17 protein-coding genes and 1 other annotated feature are annotated in these 22,326 nt (G+C 50.1%); of the genes, 13 read left to right on the top strand and 4 right to left on the bottom strand.

What is annotated here, in order from left to right:
* Nucleotides 1-193: 193 nt before the first annotated feature.
* The 4 genes from thrL to thrC all read left to right on the top strand — a co-directional run bounded on the left by thrL (nt 194) and on the right by thrC (nt 5,070).
* Nucleotides 194-262 carry a thr operon leader peptide gene (thrL, locus tag ACX9GV_RS15160; RefSeq protein ID WP_071998276.1) on the top strand — a complete coding sequence of 23 codons (69 nt, stop codon included), beginning with the start codon at nt 194-196 and terminating at the stop codon, nt 260-262.
* Nucleotides 201-317: a sequence feature (Thr leader region), on the top strand. Its footprint overlaps the gene before it by 62 nt.
* A gap of 69 nt (nt 318-386) precedes the next feature.
* Nucleotides 387-2,846, top strand: coding sequence for a bifunctional aspartate kinase/homoserine dehydrogenase I (thrA, locus tag ACX9GV_RS15155; RefSeq protein ID WP_023489768.1), 2,460 nt, complete (start codon nt 387-389; stop codon nt 2,844-2,846).
* A 1-nt stretch (nt 2,847) separates the two neighbouring features.
* Complete coding sequence (gene thrB / locus ACX9GV_RS15150) at nt 2,848-3,777, top strand: homoserine kinase (RefSeq protein ID WP_473196071.1); 930 nt, start codon at nt 2,848-2,850, stop codon at nt 3,775-3,777.
* A gap of 3 nt (nt 3,778-3,780) precedes the next feature.
* On the top strand, nt 3,781-5,070 hold the full coding sequence (gene thrC, locus ACX9GV_RS15145; protein ID WP_473196070.1) for a threonine synthase: 1,290 nt from the start codon (nt 3,781-3,783) through the stop codon (nt 5,068-5,070).
* 68 nt (nt 5,071-5,138) lie between these two features.
* Here the strand turns inward: thrC and yaaA are convergent, their stop codons facing one another.
* Nucleotides 5,139-5,912, bottom strand: coding sequence for a peroxide stress protein YaaA (gene yaaA, locus ACX9GV_RS15140; RefSeq protein ID WP_473196069.1), 774 nt, complete (start codon nt 5,910-5,912; stop codon nt 5,139-5,141).
* A gap of 142 nt (nt 5,913-6,054) precedes the next feature.
* Complete coding sequence (locus ACX9GV_RS15135; protein WP_473196068.1) at nt 6,055-7,488, bottom strand: alanine/glycine:cation symporter family protein; 1,434 nt, start codon at nt 7,486-7,488, stop codon at nt 6,055-6,057.
* Between the two features lie 476 nt (nt 7,489-7,964).
* Here ACX9GV_RS15135 and tal point away from each other — a divergent pair, with 476 nt between their 5' ends.
* The 3 genes from tal (at nt 7,965) to ACX9GV_RS15120 (ending at nt 11,097) form a co-directional block, all read left to right on the top strand.
* The gene (gene tal, locus ACX9GV_RS15130) at nt 7,965-8,918 is read left to right on the top strand and encodes a transaldolase (protein WP_023489763.1); all 954 of its coding nucleotides are present in this window, start codon (nt 7,965-7,967) and stop codon (nt 8,916-8,918) included.
* Nucleotides 8,919-9,095: 177 nt separating this feature from the next.
* Nucleotides 9,096-9,683, top strand: coding sequence for a molybdopterin adenylyltransferase (mog, locus tag ACX9GV_RS15125; protein WP_473196067.1), 588 nt, complete (start codon nt 9,096-9,098; stop codon nt 9,681-9,683).
* A 121-nt stretch (nt 9,684-9,804) separates the two neighbouring features.
* Nucleotides 9,805-11,097 carry an MFS transporter gene (locus ACX9GV_RS15120; protein ID WP_023489761.1) on the top strand — a complete coding sequence of 431 codons (1,293 nt, stop codon included), beginning with the start codon at nt 9,805-9,807 and terminating at the stop codon, nt 11,095-11,097.
* A 64-nt stretch (nt 11,098-11,161) separates the two neighbouring features.
* Here ACX9GV_RS15120 and satP read toward each other — a convergent pair whose 3' ends face one another.
* Nucleotides 11,162-11,731, bottom strand: coding sequence for an acetate uptake transporter (gene satP / locus ACX9GV_RS15115; RefSeq protein ID WP_023489760.1), 570 nt, complete (start codon nt 11,729-11,731; stop codon nt 11,162-11,164).
* Between the two features lie 309 nt (nt 11,732-12,040).
* Between satP and dnaK the strand changes: the two genes are divergently transcribed.
* The 4 genes from dnaK (at nt 12,041) to nhaR (ending at nt 17,704) form a co-directional block, all read left to right on the top strand.
* A complete protein-coding gene (gene dnaK, locus ACX9GV_RS15110; protein ID WP_473196066.1) occupies nt 12,041-13,954 on the top strand; it encodes a molecular chaperone DnaK in 1,914 nt (637 codons plus the stop codon).
* A gap of 105 nt (nt 13,955-14,059) precedes the next feature.
* Nucleotides 14,060-15,184: a molecular chaperone DnaJ gene (gene dnaJ / locus ACX9GV_RS15105; protein WP_023489758.1), complete on the top strand. Its 1,125-nt coding sequence runs from the start codon at nt 14,060-14,062 to the stop codon at nt 15,182-15,184.
* Nucleotides 15,185-15,405: 221 nt separating this feature from the next.
* Nucleotides 15,406-16,572, top strand: coding sequence for a Na+/H+ antiporter NhaA (nhaA, locus tag ACX9GV_RS15100; RefSeq protein ID WP_023492391.1), 1,167 nt, complete (start codon nt 15,406-15,408; stop codon nt 16,570-16,572).
* 235 nt (nt 16,573-16,807) lie between these two features.
* Complete coding sequence (nhaR, locus tag ACX9GV_RS15095; protein WP_037386400.1) at nt 16,808-17,704, top strand: transcriptional activator NhaR; 897 nt, start codon at nt 16,808-16,810, stop codon at nt 17,702-17,704.
* A gap of 75 nt (nt 17,705-17,779) precedes the next feature.
* Here the strand turns inward: nhaR and rpsT are convergent, their stop codons facing one another.
* Nucleotides 17,780-18,043 carry a 30S ribosomal protein S20 gene (gene rpsT, locus ACX9GV_RS15090; protein ID WP_023489415.1) on the bottom strand — a complete coding sequence of 88 codons (264 nt, stop codon included), beginning with the start codon at nt 18,041-18,043 and terminating at the stop codon, nt 17,780-17,782.
* 457 nt (nt 18,044-18,500) lie between these two features.
* On the opposite strand from rpsT, the gene ribF reads away from it, so the two are divergent.
* Both ribF and ileS read left to right on the top strand, forming a co-directional pair.
* On the top strand, nt 18,501-19,439 hold the full coding sequence (ribF, locus tag ACX9GV_RS15085; protein WP_473196065.1) for a bifunctional riboflavin kinase/FAD synthetase: 939 nt from the start codon (nt 18,501-18,503) through the stop codon (nt 19,437-19,439).
* Between the two features lie 32 nt (nt 19,440-19,471).
* On the top strand, nt 19,472-22,288 hold the full coding sequence (gene ileS, locus ACX9GV_RS15080) for an isoleucine--tRNA ligase (protein WP_473196064.1): 2,817 nt from the start codon (nt 19,472-19,474) through the stop codon (nt 22,286-22,288).
* Nucleotides 22,289-22,326 lie beyond the last annotated feature (38 nt).

The raw sequence follows: 22,326 nt of genomic DNA, 5'->3' as shown, positions 1-22,326 counted from the left end.
TAATCCAGTGATATGCACTATTTTTAAAACCATATTCTTATGTTTTGTTCTGATAATTTACATTTATTCCGTTTTATTGCATAGATTAATCTATGGGTAGAAAATGAACAAAATAAAAAATAATTTGACTTGGTAAAGAGATTGCTTTAACCAATAGAAGTAACAGAGATATTTATTGAGACAGACAAACAGAATGCGAAACATCAGCCTGAACACCACAATTATTACCACCACCGATACCACAGGTAACGGGGCGGGCTGACGCACACCGAAAATAGAAAAAAAGCCCGCACCTAACCAGTGCGGGTTTTTTTTTGATCTATGCTTCTCGTCATTCAAGCGGTAGCGCGCAACAACTAGGATATGAATTCAGGAGATAAACAGAAATGCGAGTGTTGAAATTTGGTGGAACCTCAGTAGCAAACGCAGAACGTTTTCTGCGTGTTGCCGATATCGTTGAAAACAATGCGCATCAGGGACAGGTGGCTACGATATTGTCAGCGCCCGCTAAGATCACCAATCATCTGGTGGCGATGATCGAAAAAACTGCCGCAGGACAAGATATTCTCCCCAATATGAGTGATGCCCAGCGTATTTTCGCTGAACTACTCAGTGGATTGGCTCAGGCGCTGCCAGGATTTGAATATGACCGCCTGAAAGCCTTGGTTGATCAGGAATTTGCTCAGTTAAAGCAGGTATTGCACGGTGTGGCGCTGTTGGGCCAGTGCCCGGACAGTGTTAATGCGGCCATTATTTGCCGGGGTGAAAAACTGTCAATTGCCATTATGGCGGCAGTATTCAAAGCCAAGGGCTATCCGGTTACGGTGATCAATCCTGTTGAAAAATTGCTGGCCCAAGGGCACTACCTCGAATCGACCGTGGACATAGCCGAATCTTCTGCACGTATTGCGGCCATGGCTATCCCACATGATCATATTGTGCTGATGGCGGGTTTTACCGCAGGTAACGATAAGGGCGAGTTGGTGGTTCTGGGGCGCAATGGTTCTGACTATTCGGCAGCGGTGTTGGCGGCTTGCCTGCGCGCGGATTGTTGTGAGATCTGGACCGATGTCGACGGGGTGTATACTTGTGATCCGCGTATAGTGCCAGATGCCCGGTTGTTGAAATCAATGTCCTACCAGGAGGCGATGGAGCTTTCCTACTTTGGCGCTAAAGTGCTTCATCCGCGTACTATCGCACCGATTGCCCAATTCCATATCCCTTGCCTGATTAAGAATACCGCCAACCCACAAGCGCCAGGTACTTTGATTGGTGGTGCAAGTGTGGATCATGATACTCCGGTGAAAGGTATCACCAACCTGAACAATATGGCGATGATCAACGTTTCAGGGCCGGGGATGAAAGGTATGGTGGGGATGGCGGCCCGGGTGTTTGCCGTGATGTCGCGCGCCGGGATTTCCGTGGTGTTGATCACCCAATCCTCTTCTGAATACAGCATCAGTTTTTGCGTACCGCAGAGCCAGTTACAACGTGCTCGCCGTGCTCTGGAAGAGGAATTCTACCTGGAGCTGAAAGATGGCGTTCTGGAACCTCTGGATGTGATGGAGCATTTGGCGGTCATTTCGGTGGTGGGGGATGGGATGCGCACATTACGTGGTATCTCGGCTCGTTTCTTCTCCGCATTGGCGCGCGCTAATATCAACATTGTGGCGATTGCTCAAGGTTCTTCAGAGCGCTCTATCTCAGTGGTGGTAGATAATGATTCGGCGACTACCGGGGTGCGTGTTAGCCACCAAATGCTATTTAATACCGAACAGGTGATTGAGGTGTTTGTCATCGGTGTCGGTGGTGTTGGCGGAGCATTGCTTGAGCAAATTAACCGCCAGCAATCTTGGCTGAAACAGAAGAATATCGACCTGCGGGTTTGTGGTATTGCCAATTCACGCGCCATGTTGACCAATGTGCATGGTATTCCGCTTGAAAGCTGGCAAGAGTCACTGGAGGAAGCCAAAGAACCGTTTAATCTTGGTCGCTTGATTCGTTTGGTGAAAGAGTGCCATCTGCTCAATCCGGTGATTGTCGATTGTACTTCCAGCCAGGCTGTGGCTGACCAGTATGCTGATTTCCTGGCTGATGGTTTCCATGTGGTGACCCCGAACAAGAAAGCGAACACCTCATCAATGAGTTATTATCAGCAATTGCGTATTGCTGCTGCTAATTCACGGCGGAAATTCCTCTATGATACCAACGTAGGGGCGGGGTTACCGGTAATCGAAAACCTGCAAAACCTGCTCAATGCCGGTGATGAACTCTTGCGTTTTTCAGGCATTTTGTCGGGTTCACTCTCTTTTATCTTCGGCAAACTGGATGAGGGAATGTCGCTGTCAGCCGCGACCCTGCAGGCTAAAACCAATGGTTATACTGAGCCTGACCCCCGTGATGACCTCTCCGGAATGGATGTGGCGCGCAAGCTGCTTATTCTGGCACGCGAAGCGGGTTATACGCTGGAGTTGGGTGATATTGAGGTTGAATCAGTGTTGCCCGCGTCGTTTGATGCCAGTGGCGATGTGGCGACATTTATGGCCCGCTTACCGGCATTGGATGCCGAATACAGTCGTCGCGTCGCTGCCGCCGCTGAAGAAGGCAAGGTATTGCGTTACGTCGGTGTTATTGAAGATGGCCGTTGTCAGGTGCGTATTGATGCGGTAGATGGCAACGACCCGCTGTATAAAGTTAAAAATGGTGAGAACGCACTGGCATTCTACAGCCGTTACTACCAGCCATTGCCGTTGGTGCTGCGTGGGTATGGTGCGGGTAATGATGTGACTGCGGCCGGGGTATTTGCCGACTTGCTGCGCACACTATCGTGGAAGTTGGGAGTTTAATATGGTTAAGGTCTATGCACCGGCTTCAATTGGTAACGTCAGTGTTGGGTTTGATGTTCTGGGGGCTGCAGTGTCCCCTGTTGATGGTACGCTGCTGGGGGATTGCGTCAGCGTAGAGGCCGCCAGTAGTTTCAGCCTGGAGAATACCGGCCGCTTTGTCAGCAAATTGCCGCCAGATCCGCAAGATAATATCGTCTACCAGTGTTGGCAGCGTTTTTGCCAAGAGATTGGTCGCGAAGTGCCGGTGGCGATGCGTTTAGAGAAGAATATGCCGATTGGCTCGGGGCTGGGTTCCAGTGCCTGTTCGGTGGTGGCGGGGTTGATGGCCATGAACGAGTTTTGTCATCAGCCACTCGACAAAATGCAACTGCTGGCCCTGATGGGGGAGTTGGAAGGGCGCATTTCTGGTAGCGTACATTATGACAATGTTGCCCCTTGCTATCTGGGTGGCTTGCAGTTGATGTTGGAAGAAGAAGGAATTATCAGCCAGGAAGTCCCCGGTTTTAATCAGTGGTTGTGGGTAATGGCCTATCCGGGGATCAAAGTTTCCACGGCAGAAGCCCGTGCCATTCTGCCGGCACAGTATCGTCGGCAAGACTGCATTAGCCATGGTCGCTATCTGGCGGGCTTTATTCATGCTTGCCATACTCAGCAACCCCATTTGGCGGCCAAGCTGATGCAGGATGTGATTGCCGAGCCCTATCGTACCCGTTTATTGCCTGGTTTTGCCCAGGCACGTCAGGCTTCGCAGGATATTGGGGCACTGGCTTGTGGGATTTCGGGTTCCGGCCCGACCCTGTTTGCCGTTTGTGATGATATGACGACGGCACAACGCATGGCTGACTGGCTGACTAACCACTACCTGCAAAACGACGAAGGTTTTGTTCATATTTGCCGTCTGGATACCGCAGGCGCTCGGAGATTGGGATAACGCATGAAACTGTATAACCTTAAAGACCATAACGAACAGGTTAATTTCGCCCAGGCGATCAAACAGGGCCTGGGTAAACAGCAAGGGCTGTTTTTCCCGCTGGAATTGCCAGAATTTGGCTTGACCGAGATCGATCAACTGTTGGCGATGGATTTCGTCACGCGCAGTAGCAAGATCCTGTCGGCTTTTATTGGCGACGAGATAACTGAAGAGGCGTTATACCAGCGGGTAAACGCGGCGTTTGCCTTCCCGGCCCCGGTGGCGGAAGTGACAAGTGATGTTGCTTGCCTGGAACTGTTCCATGGCCCAACCCTGGCATTTAAAGATTTCGGTGGCCGCTTTATGGCGCAAATGCTGGCTGAGGTGGCGGGTGATCAGCCAGTAACCATCTTGACGGCGACCTCGGGGGATACCGGTGCCGCAGTGGCTCATGCCTTCTATGGCTTGAAAAATGTGCGAGTGGTTATCCTTTATCCGCAGGGCAAGATCAGTACATTACAGGAAAAACTGTTTTGTACTCTGGGGGGGAATATCCACACCATCGCGATTGATGGCGATTTTGATGCCTGCCAGGCGCTGGTCAAACAGGCGTTTGATGACCAGGCATTGAAAGAAGCCATCCATCTGAACTCGGCCAACTCGATCAATATCAGCCGCTTACTGGCGCAAATTTGTTACTACTTTGAAGCGGTAGCACAATTGCCACAGAGCGTACGTAATCAATTAGTCATTTCCGTGCCAAGTGGCAATTTTGGTGATTTGACGGCGGGGCTGCTGGCTAAATCTTTAGGGCTACCGGTAAAACGCTTTATCGCTGCCACTAATGCCAACGATACCGTACCGCGCTTCTTGGCCTCTGACCTATGGCAACCCCATGCCACGGTGGCGACATTGTCCAATGCGATGGATGTTAGCCAGCCAAACAACTGGCCGCGAGTGGAGGAGTTGTTCCGCCGCAAAGACTGGCCGTTGCAAGCGTTGGGCTATGGTGCAGTCAGTGATGAAACCACCAAGGCGGCCATGAGAGAACTGGCAGCGTTGGGCTATCTTTCTGAACCCCATGCGGCAATCGCCTATCGGGTATTGCGTGATCAATTGCAAGAAGGGGAGTTTGGCCTGTTCCTGGGGACTGCGCACCCAGCCAAATTTAAAGAGAGTGTGGAGGCGATTCTGGGCCAGGAGTTGCCATTACCTGAGGCACTGGCAGAGCGTGCCCAGTTACCCCTGTTGTCGCATAACATGCCAGCAGATTTTGCCAAAATGCGTCAATTCCTGATGACGTTGCCAGCTTGATTAAACACGGCATTTGACCGGAGAACGGTGCCATGTTGGTGCCGTTCTCTGTTTTGCAGCGCGTGACTTTATTGTTCGGCACGTTTGAATATTAATTCATTCCCCTTTGATGCGGCTTCATCAAAACAGTAACCCTCCAGATTGAAATCCATCAGCTGTTCGGACTGAGTCAGTCGGTTTTTGATGATGAAACGACTCATCAGCCCCCGTGCTTTCTTGGCATAAAAACTGATTACTTTGTATTGACCATTCTTCTCATCAAGAAATACCGGTTTGATCAGTGAACCCTGCAGTTTGGCGGGTTTCACCGCTTTGAAGTATTCATCCGAAGCCAGGTTAACCACCACATCATCACCTTGCTGTGCAAGGGCTTGGTTGAGATGCTGAGTGATTTGGTCTCCCCAGAAACTGTAGAGATCTTTGCCTTGGTGGTTTTCCAGTTTGATTCCCATTTCCAGCCGATAGGGCATCATCAAATCCAGTGGACGCAACACCCCGTACAACCCTGATAGCATGCGCAGGTGTTGTTGTGCGAAGTCGAAATCCTCTTCGCTAAAGTCCTGAGCCTGTAACCCGGTATAAACATCACCTTTGAATGCCAGCAAGGCCTGACGGGCATTATCGGGTGTGAATTTATCTTGCCATTCACCAAAACGCGCAGCATTCAGACCAGCCAGTTTATCGCTGATGCTCATCAGCGTGGCGATTTGTGCTGGGGTCAGTTGACGACAAATGTTGATCAGCTGCTGCGATTGAGTCAGCAACTCTGGTTGCGTAAAACGCTGGGTAGCGAGCGGGCTGTCATAATCCAGGGTTTTGGCCGGTGAAATGATAATAAGCATGGTGATGTCCTGTTGATCAACTTGCAGCTAATGTAGCAAAAAGTGTGTCAGAGCAGGAGGAATAGTGGCGAGTTATTCACACGTGTAAGCGTATGCCACTGTTGAAGACCGGGACGCACAGCGGATGTGCGCCCCAAGATGGTTAATGCGGTTTGTTGTTTTCCCAGATCCCGGGTTCAAGTTGAGGTGCTAATTCCGGGAAGCGGCTGGCATCAAAACTGGGGATCTTACCCAGGGTTCGCTGGTAGTTATAATCTTTAGCGACTTTAAGGGCGACACCGGACAACAGTAAGATTGCTGTCAGGTTGGTAATGGCCATCAGCGCCATGGCGATGTCGGCCATTTTCCACACCACGGGCAAATCAGCCAATGAACCGTACATCACCATTGATAAAGCCACACAACGGAAAAGCATCAATCCGGCAGGATGATTGCGCTCAAGAAAGATCAGATTATTTTCTGCGTAAGCATAATTGGCAATAATGGAGGTGAACGCAAAAAAGAAAATCGCCACGGCGATAAACGCCGGCCCCCAGCTACCCAGCGCATAGGCCATGGCCCGCTGAGTCAGGTCGATACCACTGATATTGCCGGCGGACTGTTCGAGCGCGCCAGAGGCGAGAATAATCGCGGCGGTTGCACTGCAAATAACAATGGTGTCGATAAATACACCAAACATCTGCATATAGCCCTGTGAAGCAGGATGAGGGGGATAAGGTGTCGCGGATGCCGCCACATTTGGCGCCGACCCCATACCGGCTTCGTTCGAAAACAGCCCGCGCTGTATCCCTTGCGTCATCGCCTGGGCGATCCCATAACCCATGGCACCTGCCGCGGCTTCCTGCAGGCCGAAAGCACTTTTGACGATCAATGCCAAGATAGCGGGCATTTGGGTAATATTATGACCGATGATCCAAAATGCCAGCAGGAGATAAATGGTCGCCATCAATGGCACGACTTTTTCTGCAACACGGGCGATAGAGCGTATACCACCAAAAATCACCAGGCCGCTCAATAGCGTTAAAGCGATGCCTACATATAACGGATCGAAGTTAAAGGCGACGGCGCTGGCCATGGCGATGGAATTGGCCTGTACGGCGTTAAATACCAACCCGAACGCGATAAGCAGGAAAATAGAGAACAGGATCCCCATCCAGCGCATCCCCAACCCTTTTTCCATATAGTAAGCGGGGCCGCCACGATAGTTGCCCTGATCATCTTTGGTTTTGTAGAGTTGAGCCAGGGTACTTTCAATAAAAGAGGTCGCCATACCGATGAGTGCCACCACCCACATCCAGAAGATAGCGCCGGGGCCACCAGCTGTGAGTGCTATCGCGACACCGGTGAGATTACCGCTACCGACGCGGGCAGCGAGTGAGGTGCATAACGCCTGGAAGGATGAGATCCCTGCACTGTCACTTTTCGTGCTGTTTTTCAGCAATGAAAACATGTGGCGGAAGTGACGGATCTGAATGAAACGGGTACGTAAAGTAAAATAGATACCGGTGCCCAGTAGTAAATAGATGAGTACTGAACGCCATAGAACATTGTTGATAAAGTTAATCAGATCTATCACCGACTTCTCCTCATGAAGACTTATAGACCCGTCTCCATTCAAACTGCAGGCTTGCCGCGTGACTCTGCCCATTTGGGCCTATTTCCTTCGGAGCCAGCGCAGGCGCTGTTCAAAACGCGATGCATTTTGTCCTGATACTTGAACGAATTGGGGTATAGCGTCTTATACTAAATTTTATGTAAGTCGCAGCGAATCTCCCTGAAACGTGAACTATAGTGGCTATATTACAGATTGTTTCAACTTAGATTAAGCAAAAAGTCATCATTGATGCCTCTTATGTTGCTTATCGGTAACAGGGACCGGACCGATTCGGCGCGCTGACCCTCACGGTATCTTGCTTAAACCTGGGTATAAAACCGTGGACCCGTCGCCATCATATTCCCTCCTTGCACCGAAGATGCCGCATGTTATCATCGGGGCAAAGCATGGCTGAACAATGCTAAAAGTTTATGCACAAACGATGAGATAATACTAACATGACCGATAAATTAACCTCCCTACGCCAACTGACTACTGTGGTTGCGGATACCGGTGATATTGCGGCAATGAAGCTATATCAACCGCAAGATGCCACCACTAACCCCTCGCTGATCCTCAACGCGGCTCAAATTCCTGAATATCGCCCATTGATTGACAATGCCATTGCCTGGGCGCGTGAGCAGAGCGGTGACCATCAGCAACAAATTGCCGATGCTGCTGACAAACTGGCGGTCAACATTGGCCTGGAGATTCTCAAGCTGATCCCTGGGCGTATCTCCACGGAAGTGGATGCACGTCTTTCTTATGATACGGAAGCCAGTGTTGCCAAGGCCAAGCGGCTGATCAAACTTTATAATGAAGCGGGTGTTGGTAATGAACGCATTCTGATCAAACTGGCTTCTACCTGGCAGGGTATCCGTGCTGCCGAACGTCTTGAAAAAGAAGGCATCAACTGCAACTTGACGTTACTATTTTCTTTCGCCCAGGCACGTGCCTGTGCGGAGGCCGGAGTCTATCTGATTTCGCCTTTCGTTGGCCGTATCCTTGATTGGTACAAAGCCAATGGCGATAAAAAAGAGTTTTTACCTCATGAAGACCCGGGTGTGATTTCCGTCAGCGAAATCTATCAATATTACAAGCAGCACGGTTACAAAACCGTGGTTATGGGGGCGAGCTTCCGTAACGTGGGTGAAATCATCGAATTGGCAGGGTGTGATCGTTTGACCATTGCGCCTGCATTGCTCAAAGAGCTGGCCGAGAGTGAAGGGGCACTGGAGCGTAAGCTCGCCTTTACGGGGGAAGTCAAAGCTCGCCCAGCGCCAATGACTGAACCTGAGTTTTACTGGCAACATAACCTGGATCCGATGGCGGTTGATAAACTGACTGATGGCATCCGCAAGTTTGCCGTAGACCAAGGCAAGTTGGAAAAAATGATTGCCGATTTGCTGTAATCTGTTGATATAAAAATAAAAAGGTGGCTTAGGTCGCCTTTTTTATTCCTGCTATCTATTCGAGAGGCAAACACCCTATACTTCTGCCAGCCATTGACTTGATTGGTTTTTCTCGTCAAGTGAAGGTTGAGTGGGGCGTCAATCCGCCGAAGTCAATCAGCAAAAAAAGAGGTGCACATGAACACATTACATATTGGCTTGGTTTCTATTTCTGATCGGGCTTCTGCAGGGGTTTATCAAGACCAAGGGATCCCAGCCTTAGAAGCTTGGCTGAGTAGCGCGTTAATCACCCCGTTCACTTTGGAAACCAGAGTGATCCCGGATGAGCAAGGGGTGATTGAGCACACTCTGTGTGAGTTAGTGGATGACGCTGGCTGTCATTTGGTGCTGACCACCGGAGGCACGGGGCCAGCACGGCGTGACGTAACCCCTGACGCCACATTGGCGATAGCTGACCGTGTGATGCCTGGTTTTGGTGAGCAAATGCGCCAGATTAGCTTGCACTACGTGCCAACGGCGATTCTTTCACGTCAGGTTGGTGTGATCCGCAAGCAAGCATTGATCATTAATTTGCCAGGGCAACCTAAATCGATCAAAGAAACCCTGGAAGGGGTGAAAGATGAGCAAGGAAAAGTACAGGTGCACGGTATATTTGCTAGTGTACCTTACTGTATTCAACTACTTGATGGCCCTTATGTCGAAACTCATCAGACTGTCGTAGCGTCATTCCGCCCTAAAAGTGCAATTATCAATATAAATAACTAAATTTTACCTATATTTAATACGATATGTTGGGTGGTGTGATGTGGAAATAAATTTCCGTTATAGTAAGGATCTTTTTACAGCAAATCACCAGGTTTTTTCCTACTCTATCTGACGGTATTTTATGCATCACGATAATAATCGCCGATTAAACCGGCAAGATTATAAGACTCTGACCTTAGCGGCCTTAGGGGGTGCGTTGGAGTTTTATGATTTTATCATCTTTGTTTTCTTCGCCGCAGTCATGGGGGACTTATTCTTCCCTGCCGATATACCGGAGTGGTTGCGTCAAGTTCAAACCTTTGGCATCTTCGCCGCAGGCTATCTGGCTCGGCCGCTGGGCGGCATTGTCATGGCGCACTTTGGCGACCTGGTCGGGCGCAAAAAAATGTTCACCCTCAGTATATTACTGATGGCCTTACCTACGCTGGCGATGGGTTTTTTACCGACCTATGCCAGTATTGGTATTGCTGCACCATTGCTGTTGCTGTTAATGCGTGTCTTGCAAGGTGCCGCCATTGGTGGAGAAGTCCCGGGGGCTTGGGTATTTGTCGCGGAACATGTGCCACGTAATCGCGTAGGTTTTGCCTGTGGCACACTGACCGCAGGACTGACCGCCGGTATTTTACTGGGTTCGCTGGTGGCTACCGTCATCAATACCACTCTTAGCCAGCAAGCCATTCATGATGGCGGCTGGCGTATTCCATTCTTCCTCGGCGGATTCTTCGGTCTGTTTGCCATGTATTTGCGCCGTTGGTTGCAGGAAACCCCTATCTTTCTTGAGATGCAGGCGCGCAAGGCGTTGGCAGAAGAGTTACCACTCAAGTCTGTGGTGGTGAATCACAAAAAAGCCATTGTGGTTTCGATGCTGCTTACCTGGTTGCTCTCTGCCGGTATTGTAGTGGTGATCCTGATGACCCCTACTTATCTACAGAAACAGTTTAGTATTGCACCGGCATTGTCACTGCAAGCCAACAGCGTGGCGATTGTCATGTTGTTTATCGGTTGTATCCTCAGCGGTTGTGCGGCAGACCGTTTTGGTGCCAGCAAGACCCTGATCGTCTGGAGCCTGTTACTGGCGGGATCCACTTGGTTCTTTTACCAGTCAGTAGCAACACACCCGGAATGGTTGTTTGCCACTTATGCGTTGGCCGGGTTTAGTGTGGGCGCTGTCGGTGTGGTGCCTTACATCATGGTGCGGTCCTTCCCGGCAGAAGTGCGATTTAGCGGGATTTCATTCTCATACAATGTGGCATATGCCATCTTTGGCGGTTTGACCCCGATATTCGTCACCTTGATCATGCAGTTAACGCCATTAGCACCAGCTTATTATGTGCTGGTGTTAGCAGCCATCGGTCTGCTGCTCGGGGTTTATTTGCACCGAGATCTCAATGGTGAAAAGCCGTTGTTAGATTGATTTGATGCTAGAAAAAGAAAAGCCCAGTCATCAGGTTGCTGGGCTTTTTTATCTTTGATAACGATTAAGCTTTTATTGCGCCAATGGGTAATACAGTACGGCCCAGGCGCTCATTGATGACTTCTGCCATTGCCAGATAAATGGCACTGGCACCGCAGATGATCCCCTCATAACCGGCGAAGGTGAGCAGCCCCTGGTTACCGGTGATGTTACCGATAGCCAGCAGTGCAAACAACAAGGTCAGGCTGGCAAACACGAACTGTAAAGCGCGGTTGGTGTTGAGCGTAGCGAAGAACATAAACAGTGTGAATATGCCCCACAGTGCCAGATAGGTGCCCAGCACGCTGGCATCAGTGGGATCGGCAAGATTCATTCGTGGCAATAACAGAATACCCACCAGGCTCAGCCAGAAGCAGCCGTAAGAGGTGAAAGCGGTTAAACCGAAGGTATTGCCTTTCTTGAACTCAAGGATGCCAGCAAAAATCTGAGCCATGCCACCGAAGAAAATTCCCATACTGATAATGACGGAAGTTAGCGGGAAAAAGCCCGCATTGTGCAGGTTCAGTAAGACAGTCGTCATTCCGAAGCCCATCAGCCCCAAAGGACCAGGATTTGCCAACGTATTGGTTTGCATATGTTCTCTGTGATAACAGGTGATAGATAAATTAATCATTGTTCTGAAGAGTCAATAAGCACAGCTGACTTTATCAGACCGCGCGGGATCATAGTGATCCTGGCAACAGGAAACAATGATCGGAAAGGGATAAAAACGAAATTTTTTTTACGTTGGCCCTTGATGCTGAAGTGGTCGGCCCCATCTTATTGACAACCGCAATTGCTGACCGCGGGTAAATGGCGAGATCGGACAGTTGAAAAGTAAAAGATTGCCCGCATATAGGTTAGCAACCTGACCAATTATGAATTTATTAGTGGAGATGTTTAGATGGGTAAAATCATTGGTATTGACCTGGGTACAACCAACTCTTGTGTAGCAATTATGGATGGTGGCAAGGCGCGTGTACTAGAGAACGCCGAAGGCGACCGCACCACACCGTCAATTATCGCCTATACCCAGGATGGTGAAATTCTGGTTGGCCAGCCTGCTAAGCGTCAGGCTGTGACTAACCCACAAAACACCCTGTTTGCGATCAAACGCCTGATTGGCCGTCGCTTCCAGGATGACGAAGCACAGCGTGATAAAGCTATCATGCCTTACAGCATTGTCGCCGCAGACAATGGTGATGCTTGGTTGGAAGTTAAAGGCCAGAAAATGGCTCCACCACAAATCTCTGCAGAAGTACTGAAAAAAATGAAGAAAACAGCAGAAGATTATTTGGGTGAGCCAGTGACTGAAGCGGTAATTACGGTTCCTGCTTACTTTAACGATGCTCAGCGTCAGGCAACCAAAGATGCCGGGCGTATTGCTGGTCTGGAAGTGAAACGTATCATTAACGAACCGACGGCCGCAGCATTGGCTTATGGTTTGGATAAAGAAGTCGGTAACCGCACCATTGCTGTTTATGACTTGGGTGGTGGTACTTTCGATATCTCAATTATTGAGATCGATGAAGTTGACGGTGAAAAAACCTTCGAAGTGCTGGCAACCAACGGTGATACTCACTTAGGTGGTGAAGATTTCGATAGTCGCTTGATCAACTATCTGGTCGAAGAGTTCAAGAAAGACCAAGGTATGGATTTGCGTAATGATCCGTTGGCGATGCAACGTCTGAAAGAAGCGGCAGAAAAAGCGAAGATTGAGCTCTCTTCCGCTCAGCAGACCGATGTGAACCTGCCGTATATTACTGCAGATGCCAGCGGTCCAAAACACATGAACATCAAAGTGACTCGCGCCAAACTCGAGTCATTGGTAGAAGACTTGGTTGCACGTTCTATCGAGCCGTTGAAAGTGGCGCTGAAAGATGCAGGATTGTCAGTTTCTGACATCAATGACGTGATCCTGGTAGGTGGGCAGACTCGTATGCCTCTGGTCCAGAAGACCGTCTCTGACTTCTTCGGTAAAGAACCACGTAAAGATGTTAACCCGGACGAAGCGGTTGCTGTGGGTGCCGCAGTACAGGGTGGTGTGTTGGCAGGTGATGTGAAAGACGTTCTGTTGTTGGACGTGACTCCGCTATCACTGGGTATCGAGACCATGGGCAGTGTGATGACCCCGCTGATCACCAAAAACACCACTATCCCGACCAAGCATAGTCAGGTGTTCTCAACAGCTGAAGATAATCAGGCTGCGGTGACTATCCATGTCCTGCAAGGGGAACGTAAGCGTGCCAGCGATAACAAATCACTGGGCCAGTTTAATCTGGATGGTATCCAGGCTGCACCGCGTGGTATGGCCCAGATCGAAGTGACTTTCGACATTGATGCGGATGGTATTCTGCATGTTTCTGCTAAAGACAAGAACACCGGTCGTGAGCAGAAGATCACCATTAAGGCTTCTTCTGGTCTGAATGAAGAAGAAATCCAGAAAATGGTGCGTGATGCAGAAGTGAACGCCGAAGCTGACCGTAAGTTCGAAGAGCTGGTACAAACGCGTAACCAGGCGGATCACTTGATCCACGGTACCCGTAAGCAAATTGAAGAAGCAGGCGATAAACTGCCAGCAGAAGATAAAACAGCGATTGAAGCAGCGCTGAAAGATCTGGAAGCGGCTGTGAAGAACGAAGATAAAGCTGAAATTGAAGCGAAAACTCAGGCTTTGGTGCAGGTTTCCGGCAAACTGTTGGAAATGGCACAGGCGCAGGCACAAGCACAGGGTGCTGATGCCGGTGCAGACAACGCGGCAAAGAAAGAAGACGATGTTGTTGACGCTGAGTTTGAAGAAGTTAAAGACAAAAAGTAATTGCCCTTAAGCGGGCACGGTGAGGTCATCGACCATAACCGGAAACCAGCACGGGCGTCGAGGTAACTCTGCGCCCGTGCACGCATGTTAAGGGTTAGACAACCAATGGCAAAGAAAGATTATTACGAGGTGCTCGGCGTCACCAAAACGGCAGATGAGCGTGAAATCAAAAAGGCGTATAAGCGTCTGGCGATGAAGTATCACCCTGACCGTAATCAGGATGCTGATGCTGAAGTCAGATTTAAAGAAGTCAAAGAAGCCTACGAGATCCTGATCGATGATCAAAAGCGTGCAGCCTATGATCAATACGGTCATGCCGCTTTTGAGCAAGGTGGCATGGGCGGCGGCGGTTTTGGCGGCGGGGCTGATTTCAGCGATATTTTTGGTGATGTATTTGGTGATATTTTTGGTGGCGGACGTCGCCAGCGTGCCAGCCGTGGTTCCGATTTACGCTACAACATGGATCTGACTCTCGAAGAAGCGGTGCGTGGTGTGACCAAAGAGATCCGCATTCCTACGTTGGAAGAGTGTGATGTCTGCCACGGTAGCGGTGCCAAGCCAGGCAGTTCACCCATTACCTGCCCGACCTGCCATGGTCAAGGCCAGGTACAGATGCGCCAAGGTTTTTTCAGCGTGCAGCAGGCTTGTCCGCATTGTCATGGGCGTGGTCAGATCATCAAAGATCCGTGCAACAAGTGTCACGGCCATGGTCGCGTAGAAAAATCCAAAACCTTGTCGGTGAAGATCCCGGCTGGCGTCGATACGGGTGATCGTATCCGTCTGGCAGGCGAGGGCGAAGCCGGTGAACATGGTGCACCAGCGGGTGACTTGTATGTTCAGGTTCAGGTGAAAGCGCACCCGATTTTCGAGCGTGAAGGTAATAACCTGTATTGTGAAGTGCCGATTAACTTTGCCATGGCCGCGTTGGGTGGTGAGATTGAAGTCCCTACCTTGGATGGCCGTGTTAAGTTGAAAGTACCGGGGGAAACTCAAACCGGTAAACTGTTCCGTATGCGTGGCAAAGGCGTGAAATCGGTACGGGGTGGTAGCCAGGGAGACCTGCTATGCCGCGTAGTGGTGGAAACACCAGTCCACTTGAACGACAAGCAGAAACAGTTGTTAAAAGAGCTGGAAGAGAGCTTGGGTGGTCCGGCTGGCGATAAAAACAGCCCTCGTTCGAAAAGCTTTTTCGATGGTGTGAAAAAGTTTTTTGACGATCTGACGCGTTAATCAACAATTGAATAGAGCCCCGGTTAAAAAACTGGGGCTTTTTATTACTATCTTTGTTAATTCCCAGAATAAAACTGTGGCATACATCACTGAATGCTCGGTTTTTACGAATTATATTGTGCTTATAAACTGATTTTTTCGAAGTTATTCCTCGCCTATACTCTATGCATTGTCTGACACGCAGGACGATAGTGCCTGGTGATTATCTGGAGTGACTCACAGTGACCAATATTATCCGTCAATTCTTGCGCCAAGAGGCAGCAGGGGGAATTATTCTGATCATCGCTGCCGTAGTGGCGTTGATTATGGCAAATACCTCCTTACAAGGGCTTTATCAAAGCTTCCTCAGCTTGCCAGTAATGGTCAAAATCGCTTCGTTGGAGATTGCCAAGCCATTACTGCTATGGATCAACGATGGGTTAATGGCCATCTTTTTCCTCGTGGTCGGTTTGGAAGTTAAACGCGAATTAATGCAAGGCTCGTTAGCCGGTCGTGACCAAGCTGTTTTTCCAGCAATTGCTGCCTTGGGCGGTATGCTGGCACCGGCATTGATCTATCTATTTTTTAATGGTGCAGATGAAGTCACCCGTCAAGGATGGGCAATCCCTGCGGCGACTGATATCGCGTTTGCGCTAGGGGTGATGGCCCTGCTGGGGAAGCGGGTACCCACCAGTTTGAAGGTATTCTTGTTAGCCTTGGCGATTATTGATGATTTGGGTGTCATCATCATTATTGCCCTGTTCTATACCTATAAGGTGTCGCTGATGGCATTGGCAGTCGCTGCTGCTGCGATAGCCGTGCTGGCGATTATGAACTGGCGTGGGGTAGGCAAAACCTCGATGTATATGATAGTTGGCCTGGTGCTGTGGGTGGCTATTCTTAAATCCGGTGTACACGCGACGCTGGCAGGGGTCATCGTCGGCTTTATGATACCGCTGCAAGCCAAGCATGAGCCTTCTCCTTCGGAAACCCTGGAGCATGAGTTGCATCCTTGGGTGGCTTTCCTTATTTTGCCTTTGTTTGCGTTCGCCAATGCGGGGGTACCATTACAAGGGGTTTCGCTGAGTGGTTTGACGTCACTGTTGCCAATGGGGATTGCCGCAGGGTTATTGATTGGTAAACCACTGGGGATTTTTACCCTCAGTTGGCTGGCGGTGAAACTCGGCATTGCCAAGTTGCCAGAAGACATTAATTTTAAACAGGTATTTGCTGTCGCCATGCTTTGTGGTATCGGATTTACCATGTCGATCTTCATTGCCTCATTGGCCTTTGCTGAGGCGGCGCCGGAACTGATTACCTATTCCAAACTGGGCATATTATTAGGTTCAACCAGTGCGGCGGTGATTGGTTATGTCCTTTTGCGTCAGACATTACCGAAGCGCCAATAAGTGATACCCAAAAACATTCGATTTGCTTGCAGCGGCCCCGATAGGGGCGAGCCTCACGGATGAGGCGAGTAACGACAGCCAGCACCCAAGCAACGTGAAGGATGAAGGGTATAATCTTATTGCAGGTGGGTGATATGCCCGCCTGCAATAAGCATGAATAGGGAAGAAAGCAATGGAGTTTGTCGCTCATCAAGGTGGAGCTTTGTGCTGATAGGGAATTTAAGGAGAACAGCGAGTGAAAATGTCACATATCAACTTTAACCATCTCTATTACTTCTGGCAGGTTTGCAAGGAGGGATCGGTGGTGGGTGCGGCGCAGGCGCTGTTCCTTACGCCGCAAACCATTACCGGTCAGATCAAAGCCTTGGAAGAGCGCCTTGATGGAAAACTGTTCAAGCGCCAAGGGCGTGGCGTGGTGCCCTCTGAACTCGGCCAACTGGTCTTCCGCTATGCGGATAAGATGTTTATGCTGAGCCAGGAAATGCTGGATATCGTCAATTACCGCAAGGAATCCAACCTGTTGTTTGACGTTGGTGTGGCGGATGCGCTCTCCAAGAGGCTGGTCAGCCAGGTATTGGAAGCCGCGGTGGTTGATAATGAGCAGATCCATCTGCGCTGTTTCGAATCAACCCATGAGATGCTGTTGGAACAGTTGAGCCAGCACAAATTGGATATGATTCTGTCGGATTGTCCTGTCGACTCCAGTCAACAGGAGGGATTGTTCTCGCTGAAATTGGGGGAGTGTGGCATCAGCTTCTTCTGTCGTCCACCGGTGCCTGATTTACCGTTCCCAGCCTGCCTGGAGCAGCGACGATTACTGATCCCGGGAAAGCGTTCGATGCTGGGGCGCAAACTGCTTAATTGGTTTAATACTCAGGGGATTCAGGTTCAGATCCTCGGGGAGTTTGATGATGCTGCGTTGATGAAGGCTTTCGGGTTGTATCACAATGCGATTTTCGTTGCCCCGACACTGTATGCATTGGACACCTACAAGGATGATAATGTGATGGAGATTGGGCGCATCGATAGCGTGCAAGAAGAGTATTACATTATTTTTGCTGAGCGGATGATCCAACATCCGGCAGTACGACGGGTATGTAACAAGGATTTTTCAGCCCTGTTTACCTTTTAAGCCGATACTGGCTGGATCTCAAATGTAAAAAAACCGGCCAAAGCCGGTTTTTTTATCAAGCAGAAAACGTAAGACTTACTGCATTGCGTTAATCTGTGCAATCAAGCTCGACTTATGACGTGCTGCTTTATTTTTGTGGATCAGGCCTTTACCTGCCTGGCGATCCACAATAGGTTGCATTTCATTAAATGCGTTTTGTGCTGCTGCTTTGTCGCCAGTTGCGATAGCGGCGTACACCTTCTTAATGAAGGTACGCACCATTGAGCGACGGCTAGCGTTATGCTTGCGGCGTTTCTCAGACTGTACGGCGCGTTTCTTAGCTGATTTGATATTAGCCAAGGTCCAACTCCCAAATATATGCTATTGAGGACAATTCAAAGGCCGAGGAATATGCCCTTTTAGCCTTCGTTTGTCAATGGATTTGTGCAAATAAGCGCCGTTTGTACGGGCGGCACTTGCTACGTTGTGATGGCGCAGGATCTTACCAGTTTCGGCTATGGGAATACAGTGTTTCGCGATAAAAATCGCCATATGATTTGTATCCTGCTCCGCCTGGTGGAGAAGCGACTGGGTATCATACCAACAATAGCGTCTGATTGAGCTATTTTTTGACGATAATTTGAAGGAACATGGGGATAAAACCGTCATCTGGCGGTAATTTGAGGAATTGAAACGGTGGTGAAGGCGCTTTTCCTTCGGTATGGTATGACTATATACATCAAAGGGAACAATCGCCGGTTAACCTTAACCGTTGTACAAGGTATAATCCGCCGATTTCCACTGTTTTGAGCCAGCTATGCAGCTAATTCGTGGCATCCATAATATCCGGGCACACCATCATGGTTGTGTGCTCACCATCGGCAACTTTGACGGCGTACATCGCGGTCACAAGGCGTTGTTGGCACAGCTGAAACAGGTAGGACACCGCCTCGGGCTGCCGGTGGTGGTAATGATTTTTGAACCGCAACCGTTGGAATTGTTTGCTGCAGATAAAGCACCGGCCCGCCTGACGCGCTTGCGTGACAAGGCCAAATATTTGGCTGAGGCCGGGGTGGATTTCTTGTTGTGCGTCAAGTTTGATCCCCGTTTTGCCGCTCACCCTTCAAAGGCGTTTGTGACTGAACTGCTGGTGGAAAAGTTGGGAGTGAAATTCCTGATGGTGGGCGATGATTTCCGCTTTGGGGCGGGTCGCCAAGGGGATTATCAACTGTTGCAGCAAGCGGGGGAGAAATATGGCTTTGAAGTGGTGAGTGCGTCCACTTTTCGTGAAGGGGATCAGCGTATCAGCAGTACGGCGATTCGCAATGCCCTGCGTGATGATGATTTGCTGCTGGCGGAGACCCTGCTGGGGCACCCTTATCGTATTTCAGGGCGTGTAGTACATGGTGACCAATTGGGGAGAACCATTGGTTTCCCAACGGCCAACCTGCCACTTAAACGCCTGGTTGCACCGGTCAAAGGGGTCTATGCGGTCGATGTTTATGGCCTGGCACCACAACCTTTGCCCGGGGTGGCCAATATCGGCACTCGGCCTACCGTTGCTGGCGTCCGTCAGCAACTGGAAGTGCATTTGCTGGATGTGACTATGGATCTGTATGGCCGCCATCTGGATGTGGTGCTGCGCGCAAAATTGCGCAATGAACAGCGTTTTGCTTCGCTTGATGAACTTAAGCAGCAAATCGCCAATGATGTGGTGACTGCCCGGAAGTTTTTTGGGCTACAGACACCGGCTTAATCTTACCAATCGAAAACGGAACCGAGAATCTAATGAGTGACTACAAGAATACCCTGAACTTGCCGGAAACAGGGTTCCCGATGCGCGGCGATCTCGCCAAGCGCGAGCCTGGCATGCTTAACCGTTGGTATGAACAGGATCTGTACGGGATTATTCGTGCTGCTAAAAAGGGGAAAAAGACCTTTATTCTGCATGACGGCCCACCGTATGCGAATGGCAGTATTCATATTGGTCACTCGGTAAATAAAATCCTCAAAGATATTATTATTAAATCCAAAGGGATGGCGGGCTTTGATTCGCCTTATATTCCCGGTTGGGACTGCCACGGTCTGCCCATTGAATTGAAAGTTGAACAACTTTATGGCAAACCCGGTGAGAAACTGACCCCTGCGGAGTTCCGTCAGAAATGCCGCGAGTATGCAGCCGAACAGGTTGAGGGGCAGAAGCAAGATTTTATTCGCCTGGGGGTATTGGGTGACTGGGATCATCCTTACCTGACCATGGACTTCAAAACTGAAGCCAACATTATCCGTGCCTTGGCTAAAATCATCAGCAATGGTCATTTGCTCAAGGGGGCCAAACCGGTTCACTGGTGTACCGATTGTGGTTCTTCCCTGGCAGAGGCAGAAGTTGAATATTACGACAAAACTTCACCTTCTATTGATGTCACTTTCCAGGCGGTTGATGCCGCTGCGGTTGCCGCCAAGTTTGGCGTAACACAGGTTGATGGCCCAGTTTCTTTGGTGATCTGGACCACCACACCATGGACCTTGCCTGCCAACCGTGCGATTTCGCTGAACCCGGATTTTGCCTATCAATTGGTACAAGTTGATGGTCAATGCCTGATCCTGGCGGCGGATCTGGTGGAAAGTGTGATGCGGCGTGCGGGCATTACCCAGTGGGCGGTGCTTGGCGCCTGCCAAGGTAGTGAGCTAGAGTTAATGCGTTTCACCCATCCGTTTATGGGCTTTGATGTGCCGGCGGTTCTGGGGGATCACGTTACGTTGGATGCGGGTACCGGTGCCGTCCATACCGCACCAGGCCATGGCCCGGATGACTTTGTGATTGGCCAGAAATATGGCTTGGAAGTGGCTAACCCGGTGGGGCCGAATGGTTGCTATCTGACGGGGACTTACCCCTCACTGGATGGCAAATTTGTGTTTAAGGCCAATGATCTGGTGGTGGAGCTGTTACGTGAAAAAGGTGCGCTGTTGCATGTTGAAAAACTGCAGCACAGCTATCCCTGCTGCTGGCGCCACAAAACGCCGGTTATTTTCCGTGCCACGCCACAATGGTTTATCAGCATGGATCAGCATGGATTGCGTAAACAGTCACTGGAAGAGATCAAAGGCGTGCAGTGGATCCCCGATTGGGGCCAGGCACGTATCGAAATGATGGTGGCTAATCGTCCCGATTGGTGTATCTCGCGTCAGCGCACCTGGGGTGTGCCAATGTCTCTGTTTGTCCATAAAGAGACGGAGCAGCTTCACCCACGTAGTGTTGAGCTGATGGAACAGGTTGCCAAGCGTGTTGAGCAAGAGGGAATTCAGGCCTGGTGGGATCTGGATGCTGCCGAGATCCTCGGTGCGGAAGCCGCAGATTATGTCAAAGTGCCGGATACTTTGGACGTATGGTTTGACTCTGGTTCAACCCATGCTTCAGTGGTGGATGTTCGCCCTGAGTTCAACGGCCATGGCGCTGATATGTATTTAGAAGGGTCGGATCAGCATCGCGGTTGGTTTATGTCATCGCTGATGATTTCCACCGCCATGAAAGGCAAGGCACCTTATAAAGAAGTGTTGACCCACGGTTTTACTGTCGATGGTCAGGGCCGCAAAATGTCCAAGTCTATCGGTAACACCATTAGTCCGCAGGATGTGATGAACAAACTGGGGGGGGATATTTTACGTTTGTGGGTGGCGTCGACGGATTACACTGGCGAGATCGCAGTTTCTGACGAAATCCTCAAACGTGCAGCGGACTCTTACCGCCGTATTCGCAATACCGCGCGTTTCTTGCTGGCAAACCTTAACGGCTTTGATCCTGCGACCGATTGTGTTGCCGCCGATGAAATGGTGGTCTTGGATCGTTGGGCAGTGGGTCGCGCATTAGCGGCGCAGCAGGATATCGAGCAGGCCTATGCCAACTACGATTTCCATGAAGTGGTACAGCGGCTGATGCAGTTCTGCTCGGTGGAGATGGGCTCTTTTTATCTGGATATCATCAAAGACCGTCAATATACCGCGAAGGGCAACAGTGTGGCTCGTCGCAGTTGCCAGACCGCCCTGTTCCATATTGCTGAAGCGCTGGTGCGTTGGATGGCACCGATCATGTCGTTTACTGCGGATGAAATCTGGGGCTTCCTGCCAGGCAAACGTGCGCCGTATGTCTTCACTGAAGAGTGGTACAGTGGCCTGTTTGGTTTGGCTGAAGGGGAGAGCATGAATGACGCATTTTGGGCTGAACTGCTGAAGGTACGCGGTGAAGTGAACAAAGTGCTGGAACAGGCGCGTGCAGACAAACGCATTGGTGGCTCACTGGAGGCGGCGGTGACGCTGTATGCAGACAATGACTTGGCGGCTTGCCTAAACAGCCTGCAGGATGAGCTACGCTTTGTGTTGCTGACCTCATCCGCCAATGTGGCACCTTTAGCGTCAGCTCCGGCGGATGCACAGCAGAGCGAATTGCTTAAAGGGTTAAAAATCGCTTTCAGTACCGCAGTGGGTGAGAAATGCCCACGTTGCTGGCATTACACCACGGATATTGGCCAGACCGCAGAACACGCGGATATTTGTGGCCGCTGTGTGACTAACGTCGCTGGTGATGGCGAAAAACGGCACTATGCCTGAGAACTAACGATACCTAGAATAATTCTAGTTGCTTGTAG

Source organism: Serratia sp. 25CWL12 (assembly GCF_055790885.1).
The sequence above is the reverse complement of the archived record's forward strand: the minus strand, read 5'-3'. Positions and strand labels throughout refer to the sequence as shown.